General features: G+C 64.2%; 21 protein-coding genes. 7 read left to right on the forward strand and 14 right to left on the reverse strand.

Annotated features, from left to right (window positions below):
• Positions 1-155 (forward strand): Lrp/AsnC ligand binding domain-containing protein (locus V7E26_RS19135; protein WP_324418938.1); only part of this gene is annotated, 155 nt, incomplete at its 5' end.
• A gap of 902 nt (positions 156-1,057) precedes the next feature.
• Positions 1,058-2,209 carry a DJ-1/PfpI family protein gene (locus tag V7E26_RS19140; protein ID WP_324418897.1) on the forward strand — a complete coding sequence of 384 codons (1,152 nt, stop codon included), beginning with the start codon at positions 1,058-1,060 and terminating at the stop codon, positions 2,207-2,209.
• A gap of 99 nt (positions 2,210-2,308) precedes the next feature.
• Here the strand turns inward: V7E26_RS19140 and V7E26_RS19145 are convergent, their stop codons facing one another.
• The 4 genes from V7E26_RS19145 to V7E26_RS19160 all read right to left on the reverse strand — a co-directional run bounded on the left by V7E26_RS19145 (position 2,309) and on the right by V7E26_RS19160 (position 8,636).
• Positions 2,309-3,391, reverse strand: a complete 1,083-nt coding sequence (locus V7E26_RS19145; protein ID WP_324418899.1) for a zinc-binding dehydrogenase — start codon at positions 3,389-3,391, stop codon at positions 2,309-2,311.
• Positions 3,392-3,537: 146 nt separating this feature from the next.
• Positions 3,538-6,411: an autotransporter outer membrane beta-barrel domain-containing protein gene (locus tag V7E26_RS19150; protein ID WP_324418901.1), complete on the reverse strand. Its 2,874-nt coding sequence runs from the start codon at positions 6,409-6,411 to the stop codon at positions 3,538-3,540.
• Positions 6,412-6,657: 246 nt separating this feature from the next.
• Positions 6,658-7,620 (reverse strand): DMT family transporter, encoded by a 963-nt coding sequence (locus tag V7E26_RS19155; protein ID WP_442893432.1) that lies wholly within the window; start codon positions 7,618-7,620, stop codon positions 6,658-6,660.
• Positions 7,621-7,793: 173 nt separating this feature from the next.
• Positions 7,794-8,636 (reverse strand): aldo/keto reductase, encoded by an 843-nt coding sequence (locus V7E26_RS19160; protein WP_324418906.1) that lies wholly within the window; start codon positions 8,634-8,636, stop codon positions 7,794-7,796.
• Positions 8,637-8,844: 208 nt separating this feature from the next.
• On the opposite strand from V7E26_RS19160, the gene V7E26_RS19165 reads away from it, so the two are divergent.
• Positions 8,845-10,440 (forward strand): hypothetical protein, encoded by a 1,596-nt coding sequence (locus V7E26_RS19165; RefSeq protein WP_324418908.1) that lies wholly within the window; start codon positions 8,845-8,847, stop codon positions 10,438-10,440.
• A 225-nt stretch (positions 10,441-10,665) separates the two neighbouring features.
• Here V7E26_RS19165 and V7E26_RS19170 read toward each other — a convergent pair whose 3' ends face one another.
• The 5 genes from V7E26_RS19170 to V7E26_RS19190 form a co-directional block, all read right to left on the reverse strand.
• The gene (locus tag V7E26_RS19170) at positions 10,666-11,559 is read right to left on the reverse strand and encodes an SMP-30/gluconolactonase/LRE family protein (protein WP_324418910.1); all 894 of its coding nucleotides are present in this window, start codon (positions 11,557-11,559) and stop codon (positions 10,666-10,668) included.
• A gap of 119 nt (positions 11,560-11,678) precedes the next feature.
• Complete coding sequence (locus V7E26_RS19175) at positions 11,679-12,473, reverse strand: ABC transporter ATP-binding protein (RefSeq protein WP_324418912.1); 795 nt, start codon at positions 12,471-12,473, stop codon at positions 11,679-11,681.
• A gap of 11 nt (positions 12,474-12,484) precedes the next feature.
• Positions 12,485-13,393 (reverse strand): nitrate ABC transporter permease, encoded by a 909-nt coding sequence (ntrB, locus tag V7E26_RS19180; protein ID WP_324418914.1) that lies wholly within the window; start codon positions 13,391-13,393, stop codon positions 12,485-12,487.
• A 65-nt stretch (positions 13,394-13,458) separates the two neighbouring features.
• Positions 13,459-14,775, reverse strand: a complete 1,317-nt coding sequence (locus tag V7E26_RS19185) for a CmpA/NrtA family ABC transporter substrate-binding protein (RefSeq protein ID WP_442893431.1) — start codon at positions 14,773-14,775, stop codon at positions 13,459-13,461.
• A gap of 333 nt (positions 14,776-15,108) precedes the next feature.
• The gene (locus tag V7E26_RS19190; RefSeq protein WP_324418918.1) at positions 15,109-16,023 is read right to left on the reverse strand and encodes an intradiol ring-cleavage dioxygenase; all 915 of its coding nucleotides are present in this window, start codon (positions 16,021-16,023) and stop codon (positions 15,109-15,111) included.
• 149 nt (positions 16,024-16,172) lie between these two features.
• Here V7E26_RS19190 and V7E26_RS19195 point away from each other — a divergent pair, with 149 nt between their 5' ends.
• Positions 16,173-17,447 (forward strand): serine hydrolase domain-containing protein, encoded by a 1,275-nt coding sequence (locus V7E26_RS19195; protein WP_324418920.1) that lies wholly within the window; start codon positions 16,173-16,175, stop codon positions 17,445-17,447.
• Positions 17,448-17,589: 142 nt separating this feature from the next.
• A complete protein-coding gene (locus V7E26_RS19200) occupies positions 17,590-19,098 on the forward strand; it encodes a sensor histidine kinase (protein ID WP_324418922.1) in 1,509 nt (502 codons plus the stop codon).
• 64 nt (positions 19,099-19,162) lie between these two features.
• Here V7E26_RS19200 and V7E26_RS19205 read toward each other — a convergent pair whose 3' ends face one another.
• The 3 genes from V7E26_RS19205 to V7E26_RS19215 all read right to left on the reverse strand — a co-directional run bounded on the left by V7E26_RS19205 (position 19,163) and on the right by V7E26_RS19215 (position 22,074).
• On the reverse strand, positions 19,163-20,482 hold the full coding sequence (locus V7E26_RS19205; RefSeq protein ID WP_324418924.1) for a TRAP transporter large permease: 1,320 nt from the start codon (positions 20,480-20,482) through the stop codon (positions 19,163-19,165).
• The gene (locus tag V7E26_RS19210) at positions 20,479-20,994 is read right to left on the reverse strand and encodes a TRAP transporter small permease (RefSeq protein ID WP_324418925.1); all 516 of its coding nucleotides are present in this window, start codon (positions 20,992-20,994) and stop codon (positions 20,479-20,481) included. Before V7E26_RS19210 ends, V7E26_RS19205 begins: the two co-directional genes overlap by 4 nt.
• A gap of 81 nt (positions 20,995-21,075) precedes the next feature.
• Positions 21,076-22,074: a TRAP transporter substrate-binding protein gene (locus V7E26_RS19215; RefSeq protein WP_324418927.1), complete on the reverse strand. Its 999-nt coding sequence runs from the start codon at positions 22,072-22,074 to the stop codon at positions 21,076-21,078.
• Positions 22,075-22,949: 875 nt separating this feature from the next.
• On the opposite strand from V7E26_RS19215, the gene V7E26_RS19220 reads away from it, so the two are divergent.
• Complete coding sequence (locus V7E26_RS19220; protein ID WP_283029303.1) at positions 22,950-23,345, forward strand: helix-turn-helix domain-containing protein; 396 nt, start codon at positions 22,950-22,952, stop codon at positions 23,343-23,345.
• Between the two features lie 383 nt (positions 23,346-23,728).
• The gene (locus V7E26_RS19225; protein WP_324418932.1) at positions 23,729-24,550 is read left to right on the forward strand and encodes an enoyl-CoA hydratase; all 822 of its coding nucleotides are present in this window, start codon (positions 23,729-23,731) and stop codon (positions 24,548-24,550) included.
• Positions 24,551-24,658: 108 nt separating this feature from the next.
• Here the strand turns inward: V7E26_RS19225 and V7E26_RS19230 are convergent, their stop codons facing one another.
• Both V7E26_RS19230 and V7E26_RS19235 read right to left on the reverse strand, forming a co-directional pair.
• Complete coding sequence (locus tag V7E26_RS19230; protein ID WP_324418934.1) at positions 24,659-25,741, reverse strand: isocitrate/isopropylmalate dehydrogenase family protein; 1,083 nt, start codon at positions 25,739-25,741, stop codon at positions 24,659-24,661.
• Positions 25,742-25,868: 127 nt separating this feature from the next.
• Positions 25,869-26,809 (reverse strand): alcohol dehydrogenase (locus tag V7E26_RS19235; RefSeq protein ID WP_324418936.1); only part of this gene is annotated, 941 nt, incomplete at its 5' end.

The raw sequence follows: 26,809 nt of genomic DNA on the forward strand, positions 1-26,809 counted from the left end.
GCAACCGCGACTACCTGCTGCGCGTCGTCGCCGCCGACCTCTCCTCCTATGAGGCGTTCCTGAAGAACAAGCTGACACGGCTGGACGGCATCGCCTCGATCGAGTCGAGCTTTGCGCTGAGCCAGGTGAAGTACTCGATCGCGCTGCCGGTGTGATGGGGAGATAGCGCCACACCCACCATTGTCATCCTCCGCGCATGCGGAGGATCCAGTACGCCGCGGCTTGTCGGTTCAATCATTGGCGTCTCTGGAAAATCAATCATTGGCGTCTCTGGGAAACTGGATCGTCCGCCCCAGTGCGCAATTGCGTACAAGGCGGACGATGACAGTTAAATATGACGCTGCGATCTCGCGACATGTTCTGCCCGAGGTTTGTATCTCGTTGGTCGCCCTCTCCAATCTGAGGGCGCAGGGAAGACCGGGTGCGCGCCGCACCCGCGGTCTCGTGTGCTGTTGCGCATGGCAAGAGATGCACACGAGCATACAGGTTCGGCGGGAGCATCCCGGCCTTCCCTGCGCAATGGCTTTACGGCTTACTTCGCGCTCTTCCCGGAGAACGGCTCTTTTGCCTCCGTCGCCCGCGAGATGCTTTCGCACCCTTCGGACTTGACGCCAGCACCACGGCGCCAGAACCACACGACTTCACCGTACGCCTCAGCCACACTCGTCAGTCACGGCATCGGCGTCCATCGCATCTCCCCGCGCGTCAGTGACGATGGCCGACGCCCCTCATCTCGCGGTGAGACGGCTGCATTGTGCCGGTGATTTGGGGGCGAACGGAAGCGGAATATTTTTGATTCTGCGTCTTGACCACACTTCCGAAAATCGGAAGTGAGTTGCCCGTCGGGTAGTCACATTGCAGGTGCCGTAGGGTGGGCAAAGCGACAGCGTGCCCACCGTCACGCAGCGAGGCCGGTGATGGATGGTGGGCACGTCGCTTGCGCTCCTTGCCAACCCTACGATGACATCATGACCGTTTTCGCGGGGTTTGCGTCATTCCTAACCGGATATGACGGCAGTAGACTCCGATGCAACCAGCAACAATCGAGAGCGGAAGCATGACATCGCGACACCTGTTGTGGAGCGCCCTTGGCGCTGCCGCAATCCTGATCCTGATCGGCGGCGGCTGGCTGTGGTCGCTGCCGCCTGCCCCATCGGTCACGCCACCACTGCCGATCGCACAGGCCGAACGCGATGCGACGATCGCCGCGCTGAAGCCGCCGAAGCGCCAGCGCCCGCTGATCGCGATCATCGGCATCAACGATGCGACCGAGACCACCGATTACCTGATGCCCTATGGCATCCTCAAGCGGGCCGATGTCGCCGACGTCGTGACGCTGGCGACGAAGCCCGGCCCGGTGACGCTGTTTCCGGTGCTCAAGGTCGAGCCACAGGCGACGACAGCCGAATTCGACGCGCAGCATCCCGACGGCGCCGACTATGTGATCGTGCCCGCGATGAGCCGCGACGACGATCCGGCCGCACTGCAATGGATCAGGAACCAGGCCGCCAGAGGCGCGATCGTCGTCGGCGTCTGTGCCGGCGCCAAAGTGGTCGGCGATGCCGGACTGCTGCACGGCAAGCGGGCGACCACGCACTGGTATTCGGTCAAGGAAATTCGCGGCAAGCATCCGACATTGCGCTATGTCGAGGACCGGCGGTTCGTTGTCGACGACCGCGTGGCGACCACCACCGGCATCTCGGCGTCGATGCCGATATCGCTGACGCTGATCGAGGCGATCGCCGGGCGCGACAAGGCGCGCGCGGTCGGGCGCGATATCGGCCTTCCCGACTGGGACGCGCGCCATGAAAGCGACGAGTTCACCTTCACGCGCCCGTTCGCGCTGACCGCGATCGGCAACACGGCCGCGTTCTGGGCGCGCGAGCGGCTCGGCATCGAGCTCAAGGACGGCGTCGACGAAGTGTCGCTGGCGCTCGCCGCGGATGCGTGGTCGCGGACTTATCGCTCGCGGGCGGTGACGTTCGCCGCAACCGCTGATGCGCGACAAAGCCGGGGCGGCCTGCGTATCCATCCCGAGCAGGTCGCATCGGACTGGCCCGCGGAACGGCTCCTGCCATCAGTCGCGGACCGCAGGCCGGCCGACGTGCTGGACGAGACGCTGCACGCGATAACGGCGCGCTATGGCGCGCGCACGACCGATTTCGTCGCGATGCAGATGGAATATCCGAGAAATCGAGCGGCGCAATAAGATTCCGTGGGGTGGCAAAGGAGCGTCAGCGACTACGCCAAGGCTTCGCCGTGGCTTTCCTATCCTGGCACGCCGAAGCCTAGCGGAGGCGGCAACAAATCACCGCCACGGCTCGACGATGATCTTGGTGTGCGCCTCGGGATTGGCGAGATCGACAAACGCCTTCGCCACGCCGTCGATGCCGACGGAGGCCGTCACCATCGATGCGGCATCGACCTGTCCTTCCGCAATCAGGCGCAGCGAGTAGGCAAATTCCTCCGGCGTGTAGCCGAGCACGTACTGGACGCTGAGCTCTTTCATGATGCCGAGCATCGGCTCGGAACGGTCGGTCTCCATGCAGACGCCAACCACGACGATGCGGGCGTCGCGCGGCGCGCCTTCGAACACCTGCTGGATCAGGCCGGGCACGCCGACGCATTCGAAGATCAGCGCGGGCTTCAGCGCCGGTAGCAGCGCCTGCAGCGGCGGCCGCGCGGCCTTTTGCTCCGGCGACATCCGGGCGTGCTCGGCCCAGGTCGCGTAGGGCTGCGTGCGCGCGGGATCGACGACGACATCGGCGCCGAGCTTCTCGGCGAGCGCGCGCCGCGCTGGCGAGTAATCCGCCGCGACGATCGGATGCAATCCCCTGATCTTGAGCGCGGCGATGACGGCGAGGCCCACCGGCCCGCAGCCGATCACCAGCGGCACCTCCCCGCCTTTGATGTCGGCTTTCGCCACCGCGTGCACGCCGACCGCGAGCGGTTCGGTCAGCGCGGCATGTTCGGCGGCAAGGCCGTTCGGCACTTCGAGCAGCAGCGCTTCGCTGAGCAGCATCAGCTCGGCATAGGCGCCGACATGGTCGTTGGAGTAGCCGATGGTCTTCGGACCTTCGGCGGTCAGGATTGCCGGGATCGAGCAGACTTTTGCGCCAGGCTTGAACTTGCGCGCGGTATCGGGACCGTAGTCCAGCACCTCGCAGCAGAATTCATGGCCGAACACCACGTCGCGCGAGAGATCCATCGGCTTGCGGCCGGGAAAATGCTTTGCCAGTTCCACCATGCGGTGCGCGTGCTTGCGCGCGTGCAAATCCGAGCCGCAGATGCCGCAGGCCAGCGACTTCACCAGCACCTGCCCGGCGCCGGGCTTGGGCGCAGGCAACTGGTCGACGACAATTTCCCCGTTGCGGAAAATGGCTGCGCGCATCGACGGAATCCTCCCGGTGATTTTCCGTCACCTTAGCGCATCATCGGTTCTGATTGCATCAGAACCGATAACACGCTGGATTTTTGCTTGACGCGTTTTCTTCACGCGAACCGGCCGCCACTTCGCTCGAAAACGCTACGGTGGAATCACCAGGAATAGCGCACGACACCCTTGCCGGCGTAGGAATTGGTCACGCTGGAGAACTGGCCCTCGAAGATCGCGGCCGTCGACCAGCCGTTCAGCCATTTCATCTCGGCGGCGGCCGTCACCAGCGCGGAGTCATGTGCCTGCGCTGCGCCGTTGACGACGAAGGCCGCGCCCGGCAGCGTCTGGAACAAGGCGGTGACGTTGCGGTCAGTGTTGAAATCGTGCGCCCAGGCGGCGCGGCCGCGCAAGGTGAGGATACCGTTCTGCACGACATACGACTTGTCCGTGCGGACACCGAGCTCGCTGCGCGCGGCGGTAACGTCCTTGGCCGCGTAGTTCAGCGCAAAAGTGCCGGGGCCGGCCAGCACCTGCTCCGCATAGGCCGGCAGGCTGAAGGTCGTGAACTGGCCGGCGGCATAGGGCGTGAGGCGCATCCACGGCGTGACGAAGCGGTAGCCGCCCTCGATGCGGCCGGACCAGGCGTTGGCATTGAACCCGGCGCGCAGCCGCTCGAAGCCGGCCACCGTGACGGTGCGCTCCGTGCTGACGTCCTGCCAGCCATAGGCGGCGGCGGCGGTGACATAGGCCCGGCCGATATTGTGGCGCACGAAGGCGCCGGCCTGGAACAGGTCCGAACGTCCCGAGCCGAAACCGGAGACGGCGAAACTGGTGCCGCCGCCGGCGAGCGCAAAGCCGGCCAGCGTATCGGGCGAGAGGCGATAGTCGGCGCCGACCGCAAAGCCGAAGGCGCGCGCGGTGGCGTCGTTCGATCCGAGCGCCGCGTTGCCCGAGGTGTTGCTGCCGCCGCCATAGGCGGAACCCCAGACGCTCCAGCGCTGCTCGAACAGAGCGTTGCGTGCGATATCCGCCTTGGTCGGGAATTTGGCGAAGGCATCGCGCGGGACCGGCTTCTTCGCGGCGTAGCCAGGCGCGCTCTCTTCCGCAAACGGCACCGCGCCGGCATCGCCGCCGAAGCCGCCATTGCGGCCGGCGACGAACGGATCCGAGATCAGCGAGAGGAACAGGTTCATCGCATCGAACGTCGCCTGCTGCGACCCGGTCGCGAGTTCGCCGGAGACCTGCGTCAGCCCGGCCGGCGAGAGCGAGGCGAAGGGTGCGGGAATGCCGCCGGTCGTGTTGAAGAAATTGGTCAGCGCGTTGGCGACGTTCTGCTGGTTGACGTTGAGGCCGCCGCCATAGTTCAGCGCGACGTTCAGATAGACGTTGTTGGGGTCGTAGCTGAGGCTGGCCGCGAGGTTCGGCACAGTGCTCGACACGACAGGATTGAACGTGCCGGAGACGCCGCCGGTGGCGGTGAGAATGGTGTACTGCTTCGCCACCGTTCCCAGCGGCGCGACCACGACGGTGGCGCCGCCGAGCGTCGCCACGCCACCGACTCGGGTCAGGTCGCTGCTCACGCCTGAAATCTCGACCATGTAGCTCGACGCCGCCGAGAAGGTCAGGCTGGCAGCCACATTCAATGTGCCGATCGAGTTGCCCGGCGCAAGCCGGCCGCCGTTGATTGAGACATTATCGATGCTGCCGGTGCCGCCGAGCGTGCCGCCGGGATTGACGGTGACGACGCCGTTGACGACGCCGTTGACCGACAGCGTGCCGCCGAGCACGTTCCAGTCCTGCGCACCGGTGCCGGTGACGGTCCAGTTCGAGCTGTCGACCTTGTTGAAGGTCGTGAAGCCGTCATATTGCAGGCCTGCGCCGATCAGGCTGAGGTTGAACGTGTCCTTGCCGGTGCCGCCGAGCTGCAGCGTATCGGTGCCGCTGCCGAGCACGAGGCCGTTGATGACACTGCCCGGCCCGAGCGTCAGCGTGCTGTTGCCGCAGCCGCAGAGTTCGATCGCGGCGAATCCGGCCGCGGCATTGATGGTGCCGGAGTTGAAGACGGTGCCGCTGCCCTGGAGCAGGATGCCGATGCCGGTCCCGCCGATGCCGACGTTGATCGTCCCGGTGTTGGTGACGGAATTGGCGCCGCCGAAGCTCGAGACGTCGATGCCGACGGCGAAGCCGTTTCCGACGGTGATGGTGCCGCTGTTGGCAATGGTGTTGGAATCGCCGAGCACGACGATGCCGACAGCGTCTTCGCCGAGCAGGATGCGGCCGCTGTTGTTGATCGTGGCCGACGAGCCGTTATAGGCGACGCCGGCGCTCTGGGCGCCGCCATTGATGGTGCCGGAATGGGTGATCAGCGCGCGATCGCCCTGCGCCGCGATGCCGGCGGTGGTGTCGCCGATATTCATCACACCGCTGCTCGTGATCATCGCGTCGGCGCCGAACACGTCGATGGCAGCCCCGGAAGCGGTCACGTTGATCGTGCCGGCATTGTTGACGATGGCGCGATTGCCTTGCAGGAGGATGCCCTCGGCGTTGATGCCGACGCTGATGGTTGCTCCCGCGAGGTTGCTGACCGTGTTGTCGTCGTTGATGGCCACGATGCCGGCCGCCGGGGCGGCCGCGTCGCCGATCGTGATCCGGCCGGCATTGGTGATGGTGCTGTTGCCGGCGGCGAAGACACCCACCCCGCCGGCGCCGACGGTGATGACGCCGGAGGCGGCATTGACGATGGAGTTGTTCACGCCGGCGAAGATGCCGGTGACCGATGGCCCGCCGGTGAGCGTGCCGCTATTGGTGACGGTGTTGAAGTCGTTGACGCCGATGATCACGCCGCCGCCGCCGTCGCTCACGGTCGCGCCGCCCTGCACATTGACGGTGAGATTGTCGACGCCGCCGCCGGCCTGAAAGCCGGCCGGGGTGTTGCCGCTGCAGGTAACGGTCTGGCCGCTCGAGGCCGGGTCGGGCGCGCACGCCGCGTTCGCCGCCGACGTGGCAAGGCTCAATCCAACTGAAAATGCGGACATCGTGACTGCCCACGCCGCCACGTCACGGCGGCATCGGCCCTTCGCCGACGATAGCAATTGAAAAGACAACGCCCTGGCCCCATTCCCAGGCGCTCTTCCGGGCGCCATCGGGATTCCCTAGCACGGGTTCGCCGTAGAATTACGGGAGCGGGGTTGAATCCGGCGGATTGGCGCCACAACCAGTCGTTTTGCGGCGCGGCTGTGGCACGCGCGCCACGTTTTGGCGACCGACTGTCCGTGGGACGCTCAGGCGTTCGGCGACGGCTCGCCCGGCACGGAAAGAAGCTGCGAGCGGCGGACGCGTTCGCGATGCGCGGTGTAGAGGCCCGAGGCGACGATGAAGCCGGCGCCGGTGACGGTGTAGGCATCGGGGACTTCGCCGAAGATGAAGTAGCCGAGCACGCTGACCCACAGCAGTTGCGTGTAGGAGAACGGCGCCAGCACCGAGGCGTCGGCGTAGCGGAACGCCAGCACCACGATCCACTGCCCCGCCGTCGAGGCGATGCCGATCAGGATGCCGAAGGCGATGTCGTGCCAGCTCGGCGTCACCCAGACGAACGGCACCAGCGCGGAGAGAATGCAGAGGCCGACGATCGACGAATAGGCCATCACGGTGACGGCGCGCTCGCTGCCGCTCATCATCCGCGTGATGATCAGCGTGCAGGCCCAGGCCAGCGCCGAGACCAGCGGAAAGAACGCCGCCGGATGGAACGCGCCGGTGCCGGGGCGCAGGATGATCAGCACGCCGACCAGCCCGACCGCGGTCGCGATCCAGCGGCGCAGGCCGACCTTCTCGCTGAGGAAGATGATCGACAGCGCGGTGACGAACAGCGGCGCGACGAAGCCGGTGGCGGACGCTTCCGCGATCGGCAGGAAGCGCAGGCCGGAGATGAAGAACAGCGAGGAGCCGAGGATGGTCATGCCGCGCAACAGATGCAGGCCGAGACGATTGGTCTGCATCGCAAACAGCGGCGAGCCCGGCATCATCGCCGGCGTCATGATCATCGCGAACACCAGGAAGCGGATCCAGGTGATCTCGATCGACGGCAAGGTCGCCGAGAGATATTTGGCTGTGACGTCGGAAGCGCCGAGAAACACCGTCGAGGCCAGGATCAGCGCGATGCCCTTGAACGGGCGGTCGGCGCGCGCGGGCGCCTTGCGGATCGAGGCGGTCTTCTTTTCGGCAAAAGGTACGGGAGCGCTGTCCAGCCTTGCGGCTGCGGCGGGAGGCGGTGTCACGGCAATCTCGGGCAGCAATTTTCGAATCGGGCGAGGTTGCAAAAAACACCAATTCGCCTGACCGGACTAGGTCCGAAAACAGGATGCCGATATGCGCTGAGGGGGCGATTGAAAGGTTTTATTAAGTAAGAGGTTCCCTGAGCTTACAACATCGGCAGGCCGCGCGGCTTCGGCCCGCGCGGAAACGCCTTGTCGAGCGCGGCGATGTCGGCAGTGCTGAGTTGCAGATTGCCGGCAGCGGCATTATCCGCCACATGCTCCGCGCTCGAGGCTTTCGGAATCGCGAGCACCGAGGCTGCGCGCGTCAGAAAGGCCAGCGCGACCTGGCGCGCGGTCGCCTCGTGCGCGTCTGCGATTGCCCGCAGCAGCTCGCCGCCCTTGCCGCGCGCCGTCGGAAACTCATTGTGACCGAATGGCGAATAGGCGACGACGGCAACGCCGTTGCGCTCGCACCACGGAATCACCGCGTGCTCGATCGCACGCTCCTGCAGATGATAGAGCACCTGATTGCAGGCGATCCTGCCCTCGCCCGCGACGTCGAGCAGTTCGTCGAGATCGTCAGCGTCGAAATTGCTGACGCCCCAGGAACGGATCTTTCCGGCCGCCACCAGATCCTCGAACGCAGCCACCGTCTCCTCGAACGGATACGAGCCGCGCCAGTGCAGCAAATAGCAATCGAGATGATCGGTGTTCAGCCGCTTCAGCGAGCGCTCGCACGCGGCGATGGTGCCGCGCCGCGAGGCGTTGCTCGGCAGCACCTTCGAAACCAGGAAGAGTTTTTCGCGCGGCAGGCCGGCGATCGCGTCTGAAATCACAAGCTCGGCATCGCCATACATCTCGGCGGTGTCGATATGTGTCATGCCCGTCTCGATGCCGCGGCGGAGCGCGGCAATGGCAGCCTTGCGGTCGCCACGGTCGAGATACCAGGTGCCCTGCCCGATCACGGAAACATCAGGACCGTTACGGCCGAATTTTTTCTGCTTCACGGATCACCTCAACTTTCGACGGCGCCGGCCGCGCATCAGCAATGTAACACGGTCATTCAAGCGTCACATATTGGTCCGCCCGTCTCCTTGCTTCCGTCTGCCAATAACCTTGCTTTCGTACCCGATGGTCGCCGTATCGGCTGATTGACGCCACGAAAGGGGTAGCCATTGCGACCATCAGCCACGTTGACAGGGAGAAGAGCCAGCCATGGCAAGCCATTCTCATCACCAACATCACCACCATCAGGCGCCGCCGGTCGTTACCCCCGATCCCCCGGCCACGACACCGCCGGCCGATCCGACACCTCCGGCCGATCCCACCACACCGGCTGATCCGACATCGTCTGCGCCGGCATTCTCGGACCTCGGTCTGACATTCAACGACGCGGGCCGCGCCCTGCTGGGCGGTTTGTGGCAGAACGCGGTCGAGGAAGGCGGCCAGGGATTGGGCAGCGTGTTCCGCTACACCGCCGATCTCGCGAACGTGCAGACCGGCCTTCAGGCCGAGGTCGCCGCCGGACAATTCACCGGTGACACGCTCGCCCATGTTAACACGATCCTGGGCGATATTGCGACCGCGCTCTCGGCAGCCACCGCCTCGGTGAACGGCGGCGGCGATTTCGGCAGCGTCGCGGCGGCAGAGACCGCGCTGCGCACCAGCCATCTCGACATCCTCAACATCGTCGCCAACGATGCCAATCTCGCGGGGCTGGCGACGCAAAACGGCGCAACCGGATTCCTCGCAGCCCCCGCGGCTTTTGCCGACGGCGTCACGGCCGCAACCGCGCCGCATGCCAACCTCGCCGAGATCGGCGCCATCTTCAACGATGCAGCCAGCCAGATACTCGGCGGCGTCAATGCCGACAACAAGGCCGCGATCACAGACGACGTGAACACGATGATCACGGATCTGCAGGCGTTGATGACCGCCAACCCGCTGCTGTTCGGCGGCCTGACCGGCGTTCACGCGGAAGCGGTCGTGCGGCAGCTCCAGCTCGAGAACACCTACATCGCGCAGGCCGGCATCAGCCCCGATGCCGCAAGAGGCAGCAACGACAACCTTCTCGACATTATCGACATCATCCAGGGCGACACCAACCTGGCGAACATGGCAAGCCAGGGCGGCGTTTCCGGCTTTACGCCCTTTGGCGACGCGCTGAACCCGACGCCGAAATACATCGACAACGACGCGCAGACCAATTTCTGGGCGAACTTCATCGCGCAGTCCAACTCGCTGGGCCAGCAGGCGATCGCGGCCGTCACCGCCCACGATGCGGCGGCGACCGCCCAGGTCATCGCCGACCTGCACACCTTCCAGACCGACGTCACCAATTTCGACGCCGCGCAGGGCGGCATCTTCGAGGCGCGGTTCGACAACGAGCTGCTCGGCGACACCAGCACGCTCGGCGCCGAGGTCGCCAAGATGATCGAGGGCCTGCAGAACGGAAACGCGGCGCTGGTCGCCGCTGCCGCCGATCAGATGCACGCCAACTCCGCCGATGTCGGCGGCAACAACGTCCCGGTGAACGGCGGCGAATACAACGCCGATGGGCTCACCGTGGCCGAGGTGCTGTCGACGGCGGGTGCCCCGGCGGCGGTTGCCGCTGCCGCGCCGGCGGCGCAGGTCGCAGCACCGGCTGCCGCTGAAGCTGCGCCGGCAGTCGCCGCGGCGCCGGACCCGGTCGCGAAGGCCCTCGCCACCGCCGACGCCGCTACGCATGATGCCGCTCCGGCGGCAGTGGAAGTCCACGATTCGATAATCGCCGACAGCGGGCACCACTTCCATCACCACATGTGGGGGTGACGAAACGCCGACACGTGCATGGTGGGCAAAGGCGCATTTGCGCCTTGCCCACCATGCGTCGACACGTTCAACGCCAGACCTCATCCTGAGAGGCTGTGAACCTATCCACACCTGTGCGAGCATAGCGAAGCAATCCATCTGTCCCAGCGCCGAGACGTGCATTGCTTCGTCGCTTCAGCGCAAAATTGCTTTGCAATTTTGTCGCGAGCTCCTCGCCATGACCGCTTACCCATCCAACACCCCGATATCCGCCACCAGCACCGTTCCCGTCACCGACTCCGTAATATAAAGCCGATCACCTCTGATCGCGACGTTGGTGCAGCTTTGCCCGGCGCAGGACTTGATGCGGGCGATCAGTTCGCCGTTCGGCGCGAACACGAAGACATGGCCGAGCGAGGCATGCGCCACGAACAGGCGGCCCGCGCTGTCCATCGTCATGCCGTCGGGGCCGCTCGGGCCGAACATCGAACAGAAGCGGCCGACCTTGGAGACGCTGCCGTCCTTCATGAAGGGCATGCGCCACACCGCATTGTCGCGGGTCATGGCGACGAACAGCACCGCCTCCGCGCGATCGAGCACCAGCCCGTTGGGGCTGATGCCGGTGCTGATCAGGCAGTCGAGCCGGCCGTCGGCCTTGAGCCGATAGACGCGGCCGGTCGGATCTTGCAGGCCGGTCTGGCCCTGGTCGGTGAAGTAGATATCGCCATTTCCGGCGAGATGCAGATCGTTGCAACCCCTGAACGATTCTGAATTGCGCGAGGTCAGCAGCTTCTGCATTCGCCCGGCGCGAGGGTCGAACTCCATGATGCCATGCATGTAGTCGGCCACCAGAATGCGGCCGTCGCGGCCGATCTTCAGCCCGTTGGGCCAGCCGTCATACTCGGCGACCAGCGACCACGTCTTCTCCGGCGATATTTTGAAGATCCTGCCGAAGGGAATGTCGACGATATAGAGATTTCCGTCGGCGTCGAACGACGGTCCCTCGATGAAGCAGTCGGTCGGCGCGCCCGGACGGTTGGCATCGGCCCATTCGGTGCTCTCCTTGCGCCGGAACTCCTCGGGCATGGCCGAATAGACCTGCGTTTCGATCAGGCGCGGTGGCGTTTCCAGGTACATCATTTTTTTGATTCACCCGCATTTCAGTGCTGGGTGCACCATAGAGAACATTCGAAACGCCGTCGATTGCCTGCCGCCCTGCTCTCGTACCCTCAGTCGGCGGCTTGCGCGCGAGGCACGTCTCAGGCCGCCTCGACGAAGCGATGCCGCTCGTAGAGGAATTCGAGCACACGCTGGCGGCACTTGAGGTAGCCGGGGTTGGTCGCGAGTTCAAGCCGCTTGCGCGGCCGCGCCAGCGGCACCTCCAGCACCTCGCCGATCCGCGCGCTCGGGCCGTTGGTCATCATGACAATACGGTCCGACAGCAGCACGGCCTCGTCGACGTCGTGGGTGATCATCAGGATGGTGTTGCCGAGCTTCTGGTGCAGCGCCATCACCGAGTCCTGCAGGTGCGCCCGCGTCAACGCATCGAGCGCACCGAAGGGCTCGTCGAGCAGCAGCACCTTCGGCTCCATGGCGAGCGCCCGGGCGATGCCGACGCGCTGCTTCATGCCGCCGGAGATTTCGCTCGGACGCTTGTCCCTGGCGTGCGCCATCTGCACCAGGTTGAGGTTATGCATCACCCAGGCGTCGCGCTCGGCCCGAGTCTTGGTCGAGGCGAACACCTTGTCGACGCCGAGCTTGACGTTCTCATAGACCGTCAGCCACGGCAGCAGGCTGTGGTTCTGGAACACCACCGCGCGGTCCGGTCCCGGTGAGTTGACCTCGCGGTTTTCCAGAAGCACGCCGCCATTGGTGGCGCCGGTGAGGCCTGCCACGATGTTGAGCAGGGTCGACTTGCCGCAGCCGGAATGGCCGATGATCGAGACGTATTCGCCCTTCTCGATCGTCAGATTGATGTCCTTCAGCACTTCCGTCGTGGCATTGCCGCGGGTGAAGCTCTTGTCGATGTGGTCGAGCTTGAGATAGGCCTGCATGACATGCTCCTTCAGTTCAACGCGGTGCCGCGGGTGACGAACTTCGCCAGACCCGCGATCAGGCGGTCGAGCACGAAGCCGATGATGCCGACATAGAACAGCGCCAGGATGATCTCGCTGATGTGCGAGGAGTTCCAGGCGTCCCAGATGAAGAAGCCGATGCCGACGCCGCCGATCAGCATTTCGGCGGCGACGATGGCAAGCCACGACAGGCCGATGCCGATGCGAAGGCCGGTGAAGATGTAAGGCGCCGCCGCCGGGATCATGATCTTGGAGAAGAACTCCAGCGGATTGAGCTGCACCACCGCCGCCACGTTGCGGTAGTCCTGCGGGATGTTGCGGATGCCGACCGCGGTGTTGATGATGATCGGCCACACCGAGGTGATGAAGATGACGAAGATCGCCGAAGGCTGGCCGTCGCGGAACGCGGCGAGCGACAGCGGCAGCCAGGCCAGCGGCGGGATGGTGCGCAACACCTGAAACAGCGGATCGAGCCCGCGCATCGCCCAGACCGACTGCCCGACCAGCGTGCCGAGCGCGATGCCAACAACAGCGGCGATCGAATAGCCGTAGGCGACGCGCTGCAGCGACGCGGACAGATGCCAGAACAGGCCCTTGTCGATGCCGCCATTGTCGAAGAACGGATCGAGGATCAGTTCCCTGGTGTCCTTGAACACTTTCGATGGCGGCGGCAGCGTCGAACCGGTGCGGCGACAGACCAGTTCCCAGAACAGCATCAACAGCGCGAGCACGATCAGCGGCGGCACCACGCGCGCTGCGGCTTCCTTTGCCATCTTGACGTACTTCTCCGCGCGCGGCGCTCGCTTCGGCGTCATCGTCACCACCGGCGCCACCGTGACCGGCGATGCGGTCGGAATCGCCACCGCGGTGGCTTCAGCTTTGATCGCAGGCATCGTCATTGAAAATGCATCTCCGTGTTCAGAAAAGGCGGGCCGCCCGCTTCTTGTGGGCGGCCCGGGCTTGATCAGACATCGACACGCTTGATCGAGAGCGATTTTAGATACGCAGCCGGATTCTCGGGATCGAACACCTTGCCGTCGAAGAAGGTCTCCTTGCCGCGCGAGGTCGAGGCCGGGATATCTGCAGCGGCAACGCCCATTTCCTTTGCCGCCTCGCGCCACATGTCCTCGCGGTTGACCTTGGCGATCAGCGCCTTGGTATCGAAGCCCGCTTCGTACTTGCCCCAGCGGATGTCCTCGGTGAGGAACCAGAGGTCGTGGCTCCTGAACGGATAGGAGGCGTGGTCGCGCCAGTACTTCATGACGTGCGGCGAGTTCTCGACCACCTTGCCGGGGATGCCGTAGTCGAATTTGCCGGCCGAACGGTCGTAGACGTCCTCGACCGGGCAGTTCATCCACTGCCGCTTGCCCATGATGGTGGCGAGTTCCTTCTTGTTTTCGGCCTTGTCGGCCCACTGCTGGGCCTCCATGACCGCCATCAGGATCGCCTTGGCCGCCTTCGGATATTTGTCGACAAAGGCCGCGCGCATGCCGAGCGATTTTTCCGGATGCTTGTTCCAGAGTTCGCCGGTGGTGACCGCGGTGTAGCCGATGCCCTGGTTGATGAGCTGCAGATTCCAGGGCTCGCCGACGCAGAAGCAATCCATGGTGCCAACCTTCATGTTGGCGACCATCTGCGGCGGCGGCACGACGATGGTCTCGATGTCCTTGTCGGGATCGATGCCGCCGGCAGCGAGCCAATAGCGGATCCAGAGATCGTGGGTGCCGCCTGGGAAGGTCATCGCGGCCTTCACCGCCTTGCCCGACGCCTTCTTCTTTTCGAGCGCCGCCTTGAGGGGCGCGGCGTCGACGCCGAGCTTGAGGTCGGCATATTCCTTGGCGACCGAAATGCACTGGCTGTCGAGATTGAGCCGCGCCAGGATGTACATCGGCGTCGGCTGGTTGTTCTGCGTCACCTTGCCGGCCGAGATCAAATACGGCATCGGCGTCAGGATATGCGCGCCGTCGATGCCGTTGCCCTCGCTGCCGAGCACGAGGTTGTCGCGGGTGGTGCCCCACGACGCCTGCTTGGCGACCTCGACGTCGGGCATGCCGTATTTGGCAAACAGCCCCTTGTCCTTGGCGACGAACAGCGGGCCGGCGTCGCTCAGCGCGATGAACCCCAGTGTCGCCTTGGTCACTTCCGGACCTGCACCTTGCGCGAACGCCCCGGCGGGAAAGTTCAGCCTGGCCGCAGCGAGCAGGGCTGCCGTGCCGCCGGTCGCCTTCAGAAGCTGGCGACGGCTCAGGCCACGGCGTGAGGTCGCAGGGTTAGGCTTCATCATTGGTATCGCGCTCCTTTGCGTGTGAACTTGTGCCGTCCGACTGGTGTCACCGGGGCGCACGAAGGCGCGTTCCAGGGAGGCCCCGGAAGTGGCAGCGTCACAATTCGGATGAGTGGTCTCAAGGGACGGCGTCGATGGCGTCGGCACCAGCTATTCAAGCTTCGTGCCACGCCTCCCGCATCGCAAAAACTTTAGTGAAATCAATTTGTTGTAAAAATACTGCCGCAAAAAGCGGCAGCGGTCAGGAACTGGACGGCGCACCCCAAATTTGCGATTCGCTCAATTCTTGTGCCGCGCACAAGAATTGAGCGAGCCGTGAATCGTGCTGCCTCAGGCCTCTTCGGCCGCTTTCGCCATCATCGGCTTGGGCGCATTTCCGTCGCCCGGCTTCATGCGGAATTCGTAGGTCATCAGGTGCCACGGTCCGGCGGCCGGCTTGCCGTCCGGCATCGTCGCGTCGCTGCGCTTTTCGATGTTGGCGACAAGCTCGTCCTTCACGCCGAATACCACGTCGGAATCGAGATATTTGTCGCCGTCCATGAAGACATGCGTGATCAGCGGCTGGTAGCCCGAAGCATTGACCAGGAAATGCACATGCGCCGGCCGCATCGGATGGCGGCGCACCTGCAGGATCATCTCGCCGACGGGACCATCGGTCGGGATCGGATAGCTGCACGGCAGGATGGTGCGGAAGAAGAACCTGCCATCGGCGTCGGTGACGAAGCGGGCCCGCGACGACGGCCCCTCGGCCGCATAGGTCGGCTTCTGGGAATCGTAGAAGCCGTCGCCGTCGGCGTGCCAGATATCCACCGGCACGCCCGCCAGCGGCTTGCCCTTGAGGTCGGTGACGCGGCTCTGCACGAACATCCGCTCACCGGCCAGGTTGGCCGAGATGTCGGTGCCATGCGGCGTCACCTTGTGCTCGCCGACATAGAACGGGCCGAGCACTGTCGTCTCCGTGGCGCCCTCGCGCTCCCGGTGGTTGACGGCATCGACCAGCATCGACACGCCGAGCACGTCGGAGAGCAGGATGAACTCCTGCCGGATCGGCGTGCACTTCTGGCCGGTCCTCGTCAGGAAATCGATCGCGTATTCCCACTCCTCGAAGGTCAGGTCGGTCTTGCGGACATAGTCGTGCAGCGATTTCACCAGTTCCTGCAGCAGGAATTTGGCGCGCGGATCTGGCGTGTCGTCGAAGCTGCGGATCACGGCGGCGGTAAGTTCGGTCTCGCTGAATTGGCGCATTTTACGGTCCTGCGGGAAAAACGAAGGCTGGCGCGAACGTATACCACCCTTCCACCCCGGATAAGCATGGCAGGTTGGAACGGCAGGCACTTTTCGGCTATCAAGTTTCGGCTATCAAGAAGTCTTATCAGCCGGGAGACCAGCACCGAATGTTAGCCCCCACCCCTGCCTCACCTGAATCCGCCGGAATGTCCAAGGCGGCCCTCGATCGCCTCGAAAATCACCTCAAGCAGCGCTACATCGACGCTGGCCGCTTTCCGGGGACGCAGCTCACGGTCTACCGCCGCGGCAAGGTCGTCCATTCGACCTCGCAGGGCTTTGCCGATCTCGAGCGCAAGGTACCGGTCAAGGACGACACCATCTTCCGCATCTATTCGATGACCAAGGCGCTGACCAGCGTCGCCTTCATGATGCTGGTCGAGGAAGGCCGCGTCGCCATCGACGAGCCCGTTCACAAGTATATTCCGCAGTGGAAGAACCTCGGCGTATTCGTGGCCGGCACCCATCCGGCGTTCCTGACCCGTCCGCCGTCGCGGCCGATGCTGATCGTGGACCTGTTGCGCCATACCTCGGGCCTGACCTACGGCTTCCAGCAGCGCAGCAATGTCGATGCCGCCTATCGCGACAACCAGATCGGCGAGGTCATCAAGGCCGGCACGCTGCAGGGCATGATCGACGATCTCGCAAAGATCCCGCTGGAATTTTCGCCGGGCGACGCCTGGAACTACTCGGTCGCCACCGACGTGCTCGGCTATCTCATCGGCGTGATCAGCGGCAAGCCGTTCGAGCAGTTCCTGAAGGAGCACATCCTCGACCCGCTCGGCATGAACGACACCGATTTCTTCGTGCCGAAGGACAAGGCCCATCGCCTTGCGGCCTGCTATTCGGCCGATCCGCAAGGCGGCTTCAATCCGCTCGCCGCCGATCGCAAGGGCACGCTCACGCTGCAGGACGACCCGACCACGAGTTCGTTCCTGTCACCGCCTGGCTTCATCTCCGGCGGCGGCGGCCTGTGCTCGACAAGCGCCGATTATCTCACCTTCTGCCGGGCGCTGCTCAATGGCGGCGAACTCGACGGCGTCCGCCTGCTTGGCCCCAAAACCTTGAAGCTGATGACGTCAAATCACCTGCCCGGCGGCGTCGACCTGCCGACGATGTCGCGCTCGCTGTTCGCGGAAGCCGCCTATAACGGCATCGGTTTCGGGCTCGGCTTTGCGGTGACCATGAACCCGGCACAGACCCTTATCGCCGGCAGCCCCGGCGAGTTCGCCTGGGGTGGCGCCGCGACGACCTCATTCCTGGTCGATCCCGCGGAAGAGCTGATCGCCATCTTCATGACGCAGGTGCTGCCGTCGAGCGCCTATCCGCTGCGGCGCGAACTGCGGACCATGGTGTACGCTGCCATCACCGACAGCAACCTCTGAGAGCTGGCGGCCGGGCCTCATGATGGAACCCGGCCGCGCCTCCAATCCGACTGAATATCCTACTTTATCCTCTTAATATCCTTGGCGAAATTCGGCGGCTTCCCTATGCTTTGCAGCTGTTGGGGCCGATCCGGGGCTTGCGTTGCCGAAACCATCACTGCCAGTGCGTCTCGCCCTGCTGGTTGCGGGCACCACGCTGCCGCTTATCCTCTTCGCGGCCGGTATCGTCTTCAACAATTACAGGCAGGATCGCCAGAACGCGACGCAGCGCGTGCTTGAAACGGTGCGCAGCATCCGCCTCGTGCTCGATGCCGAGATGCAGCGGATCACCGGTGCGCTGCAGGTGTTGTCCTTGACAAATGCGCTGCGCGATCGAGATTTCGACGGATTCCGTCGCATCAGCCAGGGCTTTCTCGACCAGTATGGCGAAGGCGGCGTCATCCTGGTGGCGGACCGCGAAGGGCGACAGGTGTTCTCCTCGCTGACATCCGATACGGCAAGCCTGCCGCTCCGCAACAATCTTTCCGTCGTCAAGAAGGTCTTCACGGAGAAGCAGCCGATCTATTCCAACCTGTTCTACGGGTCCGTCAAGAAACAGATGATCGTGACGGTCGAGGTGCCGGTGCTGCAGGGCGACGAGGTGCTTTACGACATCTCCTTCAGTCCGCCGATCGCCATATTCCAGGCCATGATCGAGCAGCAACGCCCGAGCAAGGACTGGACACTCTCGATCTTCGACGGCGAAGGCACCAATTTCGCGCGCGTGCCCAATCCGCAGGAGACGGCCGGCAAGCGGGCATCGCCCTCGCTTCATGCCGAGATGTTCAGAAGCCCCGAAGCCACCTTGACGACCGTGTCGCTCGAAGGCGTGCCGCTGATCACGAGTTTCGTCCGTTCCTCGCTCACCGGCTGGACGGTGGCCGCCGGTGTCGCCGAAAGCTCGCTGGTCGCGCCGCTCTGGCGCAACCTTGCGATCACAAGCGTGATGGGCGCCGTGCTGCTGATGGTCGGCCTTGCCTTTGCCGTGCGGATGGCGACCCAGATCGCCCGCGGCGAGATGCTGCACACCCTTCTGATCGAGGAGCTCAACCACCGTGTCAAGAACACGCTCGCGGTGCTGCAGTCGATCGCCACCCAGACATTCCGCAGCGCCAGCCGCGCCGAGCGCGAGAAGTTCGAGGGCAGGCTCGGCGCGCTCGCCGAGGCGCATAATCTGCTGAGCCAGGAAAAGTGGCAGGGCGCCGACCTGCGCGAAGTGATCGCGCGGGTGCTGCAACCCTACCTGATCACCGGCGCGCAGCGGGTGCGGATGTTCGGACCGCAGGTTCCGCTGACGCCGCGGCTCGCCGTGGTGCTCTCGATGATCGTGCACGAGATCGCCACCAACGCCGCCAAATACGGCGCGCTGTCGAACGACAGCGGGACCGTGGCGGTGGATTGGGAGATCCTCGAGGAAGCCGATGGCCGCAAGCTGCGGTTGATCTGGACCGAGGCCGGCGGCCCGCCCGTCACCGCGCCGGTGCAGCGCGGGTTCGGCTCGCGGTTGATCGAACGCAGCACGCGCGACCAACTCGGCGGCGAAGCGACCGTCGACTTCCTGCCGCGCGGCGTGGTCTATACGGTGAGCTGCGCGCTCGACAAGGAAGAATAGGCCTTTTGTTTTGACGCGTTTTCTTCACGCGAACCGGGCTCCACTTCGCTTGAAAACGCTATGCCTATTTCAGCATCTCCGGAACGATCAGTCGCGGCAGGAACAGCGAAACGCTGGGCCAGATGATGACGGCGGCCAGCACCAGCAGCATCGGGATCAGCATGATCACCGTGTCCTTCAGCGCATAGCGCAGCCGCACGCCGGCGATCGCGCAGGCGATCATCAGGCACAGTCCGTAAGGCGGCGTCACCAGGCCGAACGCCAACGAAATGATCGAGATGATCGCGAACTGGACGGGATGCAGGTCGACCGATCTGGCCAAAGGCTCCAGCACGGTGCCGACGATCACGATCGCCGGAATGGCGTCGAGGAAGCAGCCGACGACCAGGAAGCAGAACGAGATGAAGAAACCGGCCGCGATGGGGCCCATACCCCAGGTCGAGACGTTGGCCAAGAGTTCCTGCGGTATCCTGTAATAGGCCAATAGCCAGCCGAAGGCGCTCGCGGTGCCGACGCAGAACAGCGCGACGCCCGCCAGACGCCCGGTGTCGAGCAAGGCCTTGTAGAGTTCGCGCCACCCGGTCTCGCGATAGAAGAATGCCGACAGCACGATGGAGTAAACCACCGCGACACAGGCCGACTCGGTGGCGGTGAACCACCCAAGCAGGATGCCGCCGACGATGATGAACGGCGTCATCAACGCCGGTATCGACTGCCAGATCGCGTAGCCTATGTCGGTCCAGGTGGATTTCGGGTAGGTCGGATAGCCGCGGCGCACGGCATAGACATGCACCGTCGCCATCTGCGCCCCCGCAATCAGCAATCCCGGTACGATGCCGGCGAGGTACATCGCCGCGATCGAGGTCGAGATCAGCCCGCCCCACACGATCATCAGGATCGAGGGCGGGATGATCACCGCCAGCACGGCGGAGACAGCAGTGATCGCGATCGAGAACGAAAGGTCGTAGCCTTCCTTGGTCTGGGCATCGATGAAGATCTTGGACTGGCTGGCGGCGTCCGCGGTGGAGGAGCCGGAGATGCCGGCAAAAAACACGCTCAGCACGACGTTGATCTGCGCCAGCGACCCCGGCCAATGCCCGACCATCGATCGTGACAACGCGACCAGACGGTCGGTGATGCCGCCGATGCCCATCAGGTTGGCGGTGAGGAGGAAGAACGGCACCGCGAGCAGGATGAAGGAGTTGTAGGCGTTGAAGGTCTCCTGCGCGAGCGACATGATCGACAGATGCGGCTCGATCATCAGGATCGGCACGCAGGCAAGGCCGAGCGCAAAGGCGACCGGCACGCGCATGATGAGCAGGCCGACGAAGACGCCGAACAGGACCAGTGCAGCCTGTCCGGCGGAAAGAACATTGCCGCTCATTGCCTTGCCCCAAGCAGAATCCGCGTTTCGTCGACGATCTGTTCGCCCGCGAACACGATCCACGTCACCCCGGCAACCGGCCATGCGACGTGGATCAGCCACAGCGGCAGATCGGCGAGTTCGGAGGTTCGGTTCCAGGCGAAGCGCGTGAATTCGAGTCCGGCCCAGACGAACACCACCGCCATCGCCAATACGCCGAGCCTGGCCGCGATCCGCACCGCGGCTTCGCTTCGGCGCGAGAGATTGGGCCAGATATCGACCTCGAAGTGCTGGGCCTCGCGGACCCCCACCATGGCGCCGATCATGATCGTCCAGACGAACAGGAAGCGCGCCATCTCCTCGGTCCAGATGTAGGAGGGAATCAACGAGGTGTAGCGCGAGACGATCTGCAGCGTGACCGGGACGATCAGGACGCCGACACAGGTGGCGAGCAAAAATTCCAGCAATTTGGCATAGGCCGCCGTTGCGCGTCGCCAAAGCGACGGGTTCGGCGGCATCGGAATTTCAGTCATCATGGCTCCGGAAGATAACGGTCACGGAATGGGGCAAGCCGAACGGCCTGCCCCGACTTCCTGTCGCTGCGCGCGACGGCCTCAGGCGACGTTGATCTTCTCGTAGATGCCCTCGGCGCCGATTTCCTTGGCGTAGGTGGCCATCACGGGATCGGCGAGCTTCTTCATGGCGTCGCGCTCCTCGAACGGCACGCGCTTGAGCTTGCCCGCCTTCTCCAGCGTCTCGAGCTTGACGACTTCCTCGCTCGATTCAAGCTGACGGCCGTAATCGCCGGCTTCCTTGCCGGCCTTCATGATGGCGTCCTGCAGATCCTTCGGCAGCGTCTTCAGCGTCTTCACCGAGAAGCAGATCGGCCGGATCGACACCGCGTGCTGGGTCAGGTTGAGGTGCGGCGCGACTTCGTAGAACTTCATCGCCTCGACGCCCGCAGCCTCGTTCTCGCCGGCCGCGATCACGCCGTTTTGAATCGCGTTGTAGATTTCGTTGTAGGCGATCACCGTCGGGCTCATGCCGACCGCGGCAAACGTCTTCGACCAGATCGGCGCGCCCTGCACGCGCACCTTGAGGCCCTTGAGGTCGGCGAGGTTTTTCAGCGGCTTGTTGGCGAAGATGTTGCGAACGCCGCCGCCGGCATAGCCGATCAGCACCACCTCGGCCTTGGCCGCGACCTCGTTGGCGATCGGCGCCAGGATGTTCGACTCGACCACCTTGTTCATGTGCTCGATGCCCTTGAACACAAAGGGCGCATCGATGAACGGCGCCGCCTTGGCGAAGGTCGACATGTGCGCCGGCGAGACGATGCCGTAATCGACCGCCTTGCCCTGCGACATGTACTCGAAATACTGCTTCTCGAGGCCGAGCGAAGAGTTGCGGTGCAGGGTGAAATTGATCGGCTTGCCGTAATATTTCTTCACCAGTTCTTCGAAGCGGAGCAGCGCCCGGTTGAAGGCGTGATCGTCGTTGAACTGCACGGCTCCGTTGAGCGTAACGGGCGCCTGCGCCCGCAGGATCGATGGCATGCCCAGCACACCGGCAGCAGCCGTCGCACCAAGGCCCGCAAGTACGGTTCTTCGCTTCATGGCGTTCCTCCCCTGTAATTGCCCGTCCCTTGTAAGCGGGACTTCGGCCTGGCCGACACGATGCGGCCACGATCGCAAAGCTATGCAAAACGGTACGGCTGTGGAAGCCAATTTAAGTCGTATCCAGCGCCAATAGGCCGCAGACCACGGTCCGGTGATTGCAATCATTCCGGGCAAAGCCGGCCCGCAGCTATTCCACCGCACGGATTTTTTTTCTGCCGCAAGCGCGCATCACGGTCCTCGCGCTATGTGAGCGGCGGCAACGCAAAACGCTACCGGGCCTCGGATGTCACGGGGTGCCGGCCGGCTCGCGTGGGTAGCAGCCTGCAAAACATTCCCGCCGCGACCTTGACGCGACGGCGGCCGACTTGCTGAATTCCGATAGCGCAGCCCGCGCGTCAATTGCCGCAACTTCCCGATGCCATGATTCGAACTGAGACCTGCCGCATTTCGTCAGGCTTCAGCCCCCGTGGTAATATCGGCTGGCGAAGCCGGCGCGTGGCAAACGATTGCACCGTCTGCTGGCAAAACCCCGTAGAAGTCCGGTGGTAAAGCGCGACAAGGTAATCATGGCGCCCAAAATCTGTGTCCTTTGAACTCGCGGTGGTTGTGGTTTGTCGAATATTTTGTCAAATTTGGCCGGCGGGGTTTTTGCCATTACACCCCGCATGTCGACAGCCTTAGGTGGTTGCCGATATCGGTATCAGGATGCTTACCTGGCGCTCTGGCGTCCGGCGGCCATCCCGGAATATCTTAGGACTCCCGTGGTTCCCTATACAAACACACGGTCTGGACTGACTTTAAACGCGGAAATGTGGAGGAACCCCTGACCCAATTTTGCCAGGGTTTCCCGATTGAAGGACGGTAAAACCAGAATGAACAGATCAGCAGCGAAGAAGATGAAACAGCGCAGCGCCGGCAAACCCGATATCGAGTTGGGTAAGCGGATTCGCCTGCGGCGTGTGGAGCAGAAAATCTCTCAGGCGGAACTCGGCGACAAGCTTGGCGTCAGCTTCCAGCAGGTTCAGAAGTACGAGAAGGGCGTCAACCGCGTCGGCGCTGCTCGTCTTCAGCAGATCGCGACCGCGCTCGATGTGCCGGTGACCTTCTTCTATGACGGCGACAACAAGGCGCGCGAAGTCGAGAGCCTGCTGTTCCTGGACAGCGCCTTCAGCCTGCGGCTGCTGCGCGCCTACAGCAAGATCAAGGACCAGACGGTGCAGCGCCAGCTCGTGTCGTTGATGGAATCGATCGCTGCCAACGAAGGCTAGGCAATATCGCGCCTGGATCGCAGCACCGCGGACCCGATCAAGCGACGCGAGAAATCGCCGGGTAGCCTGTTGCTGCGCTGGGCCTGATCTTGATCTGGCCGGGGACAAGATCGTTGGCCGCTAATTGAATGGCGGAACCCGGCCGTCTCGCCGCGAAAATCTGCGCGGCGCGTTCCGGCGCCTGGTCGCGCCTTCAGCCACCGCAAAATCTCTATCCCGTCACATCGATGCCGCTGCGCCGCCACTTCTGTGTCCGGCCCTCCGTCACGCATGCAATCTCTCCGCGCATCTGCCCGCACGGCTTGCAACCGAACAGCGGCGATTGACCCGGGCGCGGCGCTTGTCCGACAATGGGCAAGCCTCCCGATTGAAAGCCGCAACCAATGCTTGATATTCCCACATCCGCCGAAATCTCCCATGCCGACGGCAAGATCCTGCAAAGCGTCAGCGACGGCGTCGGCGTCGTCACCTTCAACAACCCCGACAAGCGCAACGCGATGTCGCTCGAAATGTGGGAGGGGCTCGGCCATGCCCTGACCGGCCTGCGCGACGATCCCAATGTCCGTGTCGTGATCCTGGTCGGCGCCGGCGACAAGGCGTTCGTCTCGGGCGCCGACATCAGCCAGTTCGAAAAGAACCGGCATAACGCGGCGGCATCAGACGAATATTCGAAACGAAGCGAGGCGCAGCGCGCGCTGCTGGCAAGCTATCCGAAGCCGACGATCGCCTGCATCCGCGGCTTCTGCCTCGGCGGCGGCATGCAGGTCGCGATGCTGACGGATATGCGTATCGCCTCGGACAACAGCCAGTTCGGCATTCCCGCGGCAAAGCTTGGCATCGCCTACGGTTATGACGGCCTCAAGCACCTGGTCTCGCTGGTCGGCCCGTCCTGGGCGCGGCTGATCATGTACACGGGCATGCGGATCGATGCGAGCGAGGCGCTGCGCATCGGCCTGGTCGACCGCGTGCTGCCGGACGGCGAACTCTGGAATGCGACGATGGACATCGCGCGCACGATCTCCGGCAACGCGCCGCTTGCCATCAAGGCCGCCAAGATCACCATCGCCGAAGTGCTGAAGGATGAAAGCAGGCGCGACATGGCGGCGATCAAGGCGATCGGCATGGCTTGTATGGATTCGGAAGATTTCCGCGAGGGCCGCACGGCCTTCATGGAAAAGCGCAAGCCGCAGTTCAAGGGGAAGTAGGAAGCGAAGTCCCGTAGCCCGGATGAGCGGAGCGACATCCGGGACTCTCGCCAGACGAGGCAGCGGTCCCCGGGTATCGCTTTCGCTCACCCGGGCTACAAGACGCAACTACAACGCCGCCAGCACCGCCTTCGTCACATCGGCCGTGCCGTTGCTGCCGCCGAATTCCATCGGCTTGATGCCGCCGGCATAGGCCTTGTCCACCGCACGCTCGATCCGCTCGCCGGCTTCGGCCGCGCCTTCGAGGCCGTGCTTTTCGGCGAGCCAGTCCAGCATCATCGCCGCCGACAGGATCATCGCGGTGGGATTGGCCTTGCCCTGCCCCATGATGTCAGGCGCGGTACCGTGGCACGGCTGGAACACTGCATGGCGGTCGCCGATGTCGGCCGACGGCGCCATGCCGAGGCCGCCGATCAGGCCGGCGGCGAGATCGGAGAGGATGTCGCCGAACATGTTCTCCGTCACCATGACATCGAAATCCCAGGGCCGCTTCACCATCATCAGCGAACAGGCGTCGACATAGACCCGGTCCGTCCTGACATCAGGATGGCGCTTCGCGGCTTCATCGAACATCTCGCGAAAGAACGCGAACGCCCGGAACACGTTCGCCTTGTCGACGCAGGTCAACCCGCCATTCGCCTTGCCGCGCGCCTTGCGCCGCTCGGCGAGCCTGAAGGAAAACTCGAACAGCCGCTCGGAGGTCTTGCGGGTGATGACGAGCGTCTCGCGCGCATCGGTGTCGGTCACGACGCCCTTGCCCATCGAGGCGAACAGCCCCTCGGTCGATTCCCTGATCAGCACGAGGTCGATGCCGCGCTGGTCGGCGCCGACGATCGGGCTCGGCACGCCCGGGATCAGCCGCGCCGGGCGGACGCCGGCATAGAGATCGAAATGGAAGCGCAGCTCGATCTGCGGCGCGATCTCGGTGTTATCAGGGTAGCGCACCGACGGCAGGCCGCAGGCGCCGAGCAGAATCGCGTCCGCCTCCTCGCACAGCCGCACCGTGCTGTCGGGCATCGACTTGCCGGTCGCGAGATAATTGGTGGCGCCGGCCGGGGCCTCGGTGAAACGGAACGAGAGATCCGACGTCGCCTCGATCCTGCGCAGCACTTCCAGCGCCGGCGCCATCACTTCAGGGCCGATGCCATCGCCGCCGAGCACGGCGATGTGGAGGGCGTTGGTTGCGGACATGGGGGATTCCTAACTTGGGAAGTCATTCCGGGATGGTCCGAAGGACCAGACCCGGAATCTCGAGATTCTCAGGTGCGCAATTGCGCACCATAGTTCGATGCTTCGCATCGCCCCGGAATGACAGAGACTACGGCGTCAGCACGGCGCGGCCAACCAGCTTGCCCTTCTGCAGATCGGTCAATGCTTCATTGGCCTTGGCGAGCGGCATCGTGGTCACCGGGATCGGCGCGATCATCTTGTTGCGGACCAGTTCGAGCAGCTCCGCCGTCTCGCGCAAATTGCCGACATAGCTGCCCTGGATCGTGATCGCCTTGATCGGGATCAGCGGCAACGCAAAGGTCGCGCCGCCGCCGAACAGGCCGACGATGACGAGCTTGCCGCCCTTGGCCAGACAATCGAAGCCGAGCTGCGTGGTTTGCGCGTTGCCGACGAGATCGATGACGGCGCGAATAGGCTCGCCCGCCTTGTTCATAAGCTGCTCCAGCGCATCCGGCGCCTTGCCGTCGACGGTGGCGAGCGCGCCCGCCGCCTCCGCCGCCTCGCGCTTGCGCGCGTCGATGTCGACGACGATGGCGCCCTTGCCGCCCATCGCCTTCAACAGCGACAGCGCCATCAGCCCAAGCCCACCGGCGCCGAAGATCACGATCGGCGAACTGAAGGCGGATTCGACCTTCTTCAGCGCGCTATAGGTCGTGACGCCGGAACAGGCGTAAGGCGCCGCCGTGACTGGATCGAGCCCCTTCAGGTTCAGGAGATATTTCGGGTTCGGCACCGTCATGTGATCGGCATAGCCGCCGTCGCAATACACCCCGAGCGAATTCGGCTTCACCGCGCACATGTTCTCGTCGCCGCCGAGGCAGGTCGGGCACTTGCCGCAACCGAGCCAGGGATAGACCAGCGCGACGTCGCCGACCTTGAGATCGCCCTTGTCGGCGGCGCTGACATCGGGCCCGAACGCCACGATCTCGCCGACGGTCTCGTGGCCCATCGTACGCGGCAGCGACACGCCGCGGTCCTTCAGCGACAGCGGCTTGCGGCCGTGGCCGAGATCGTAGCCGCCTTCCCAGA

This window comes from Bradyrhizobium sp. (assembly GCF_036735945.1).
In the GTDB taxonomy this organism is placed as follows: domain Bacteria; phylum Pseudomonadota; class Alphaproteobacteria; order Rhizobiales; family Xanthobacteraceae; genus Bradyrhizobium.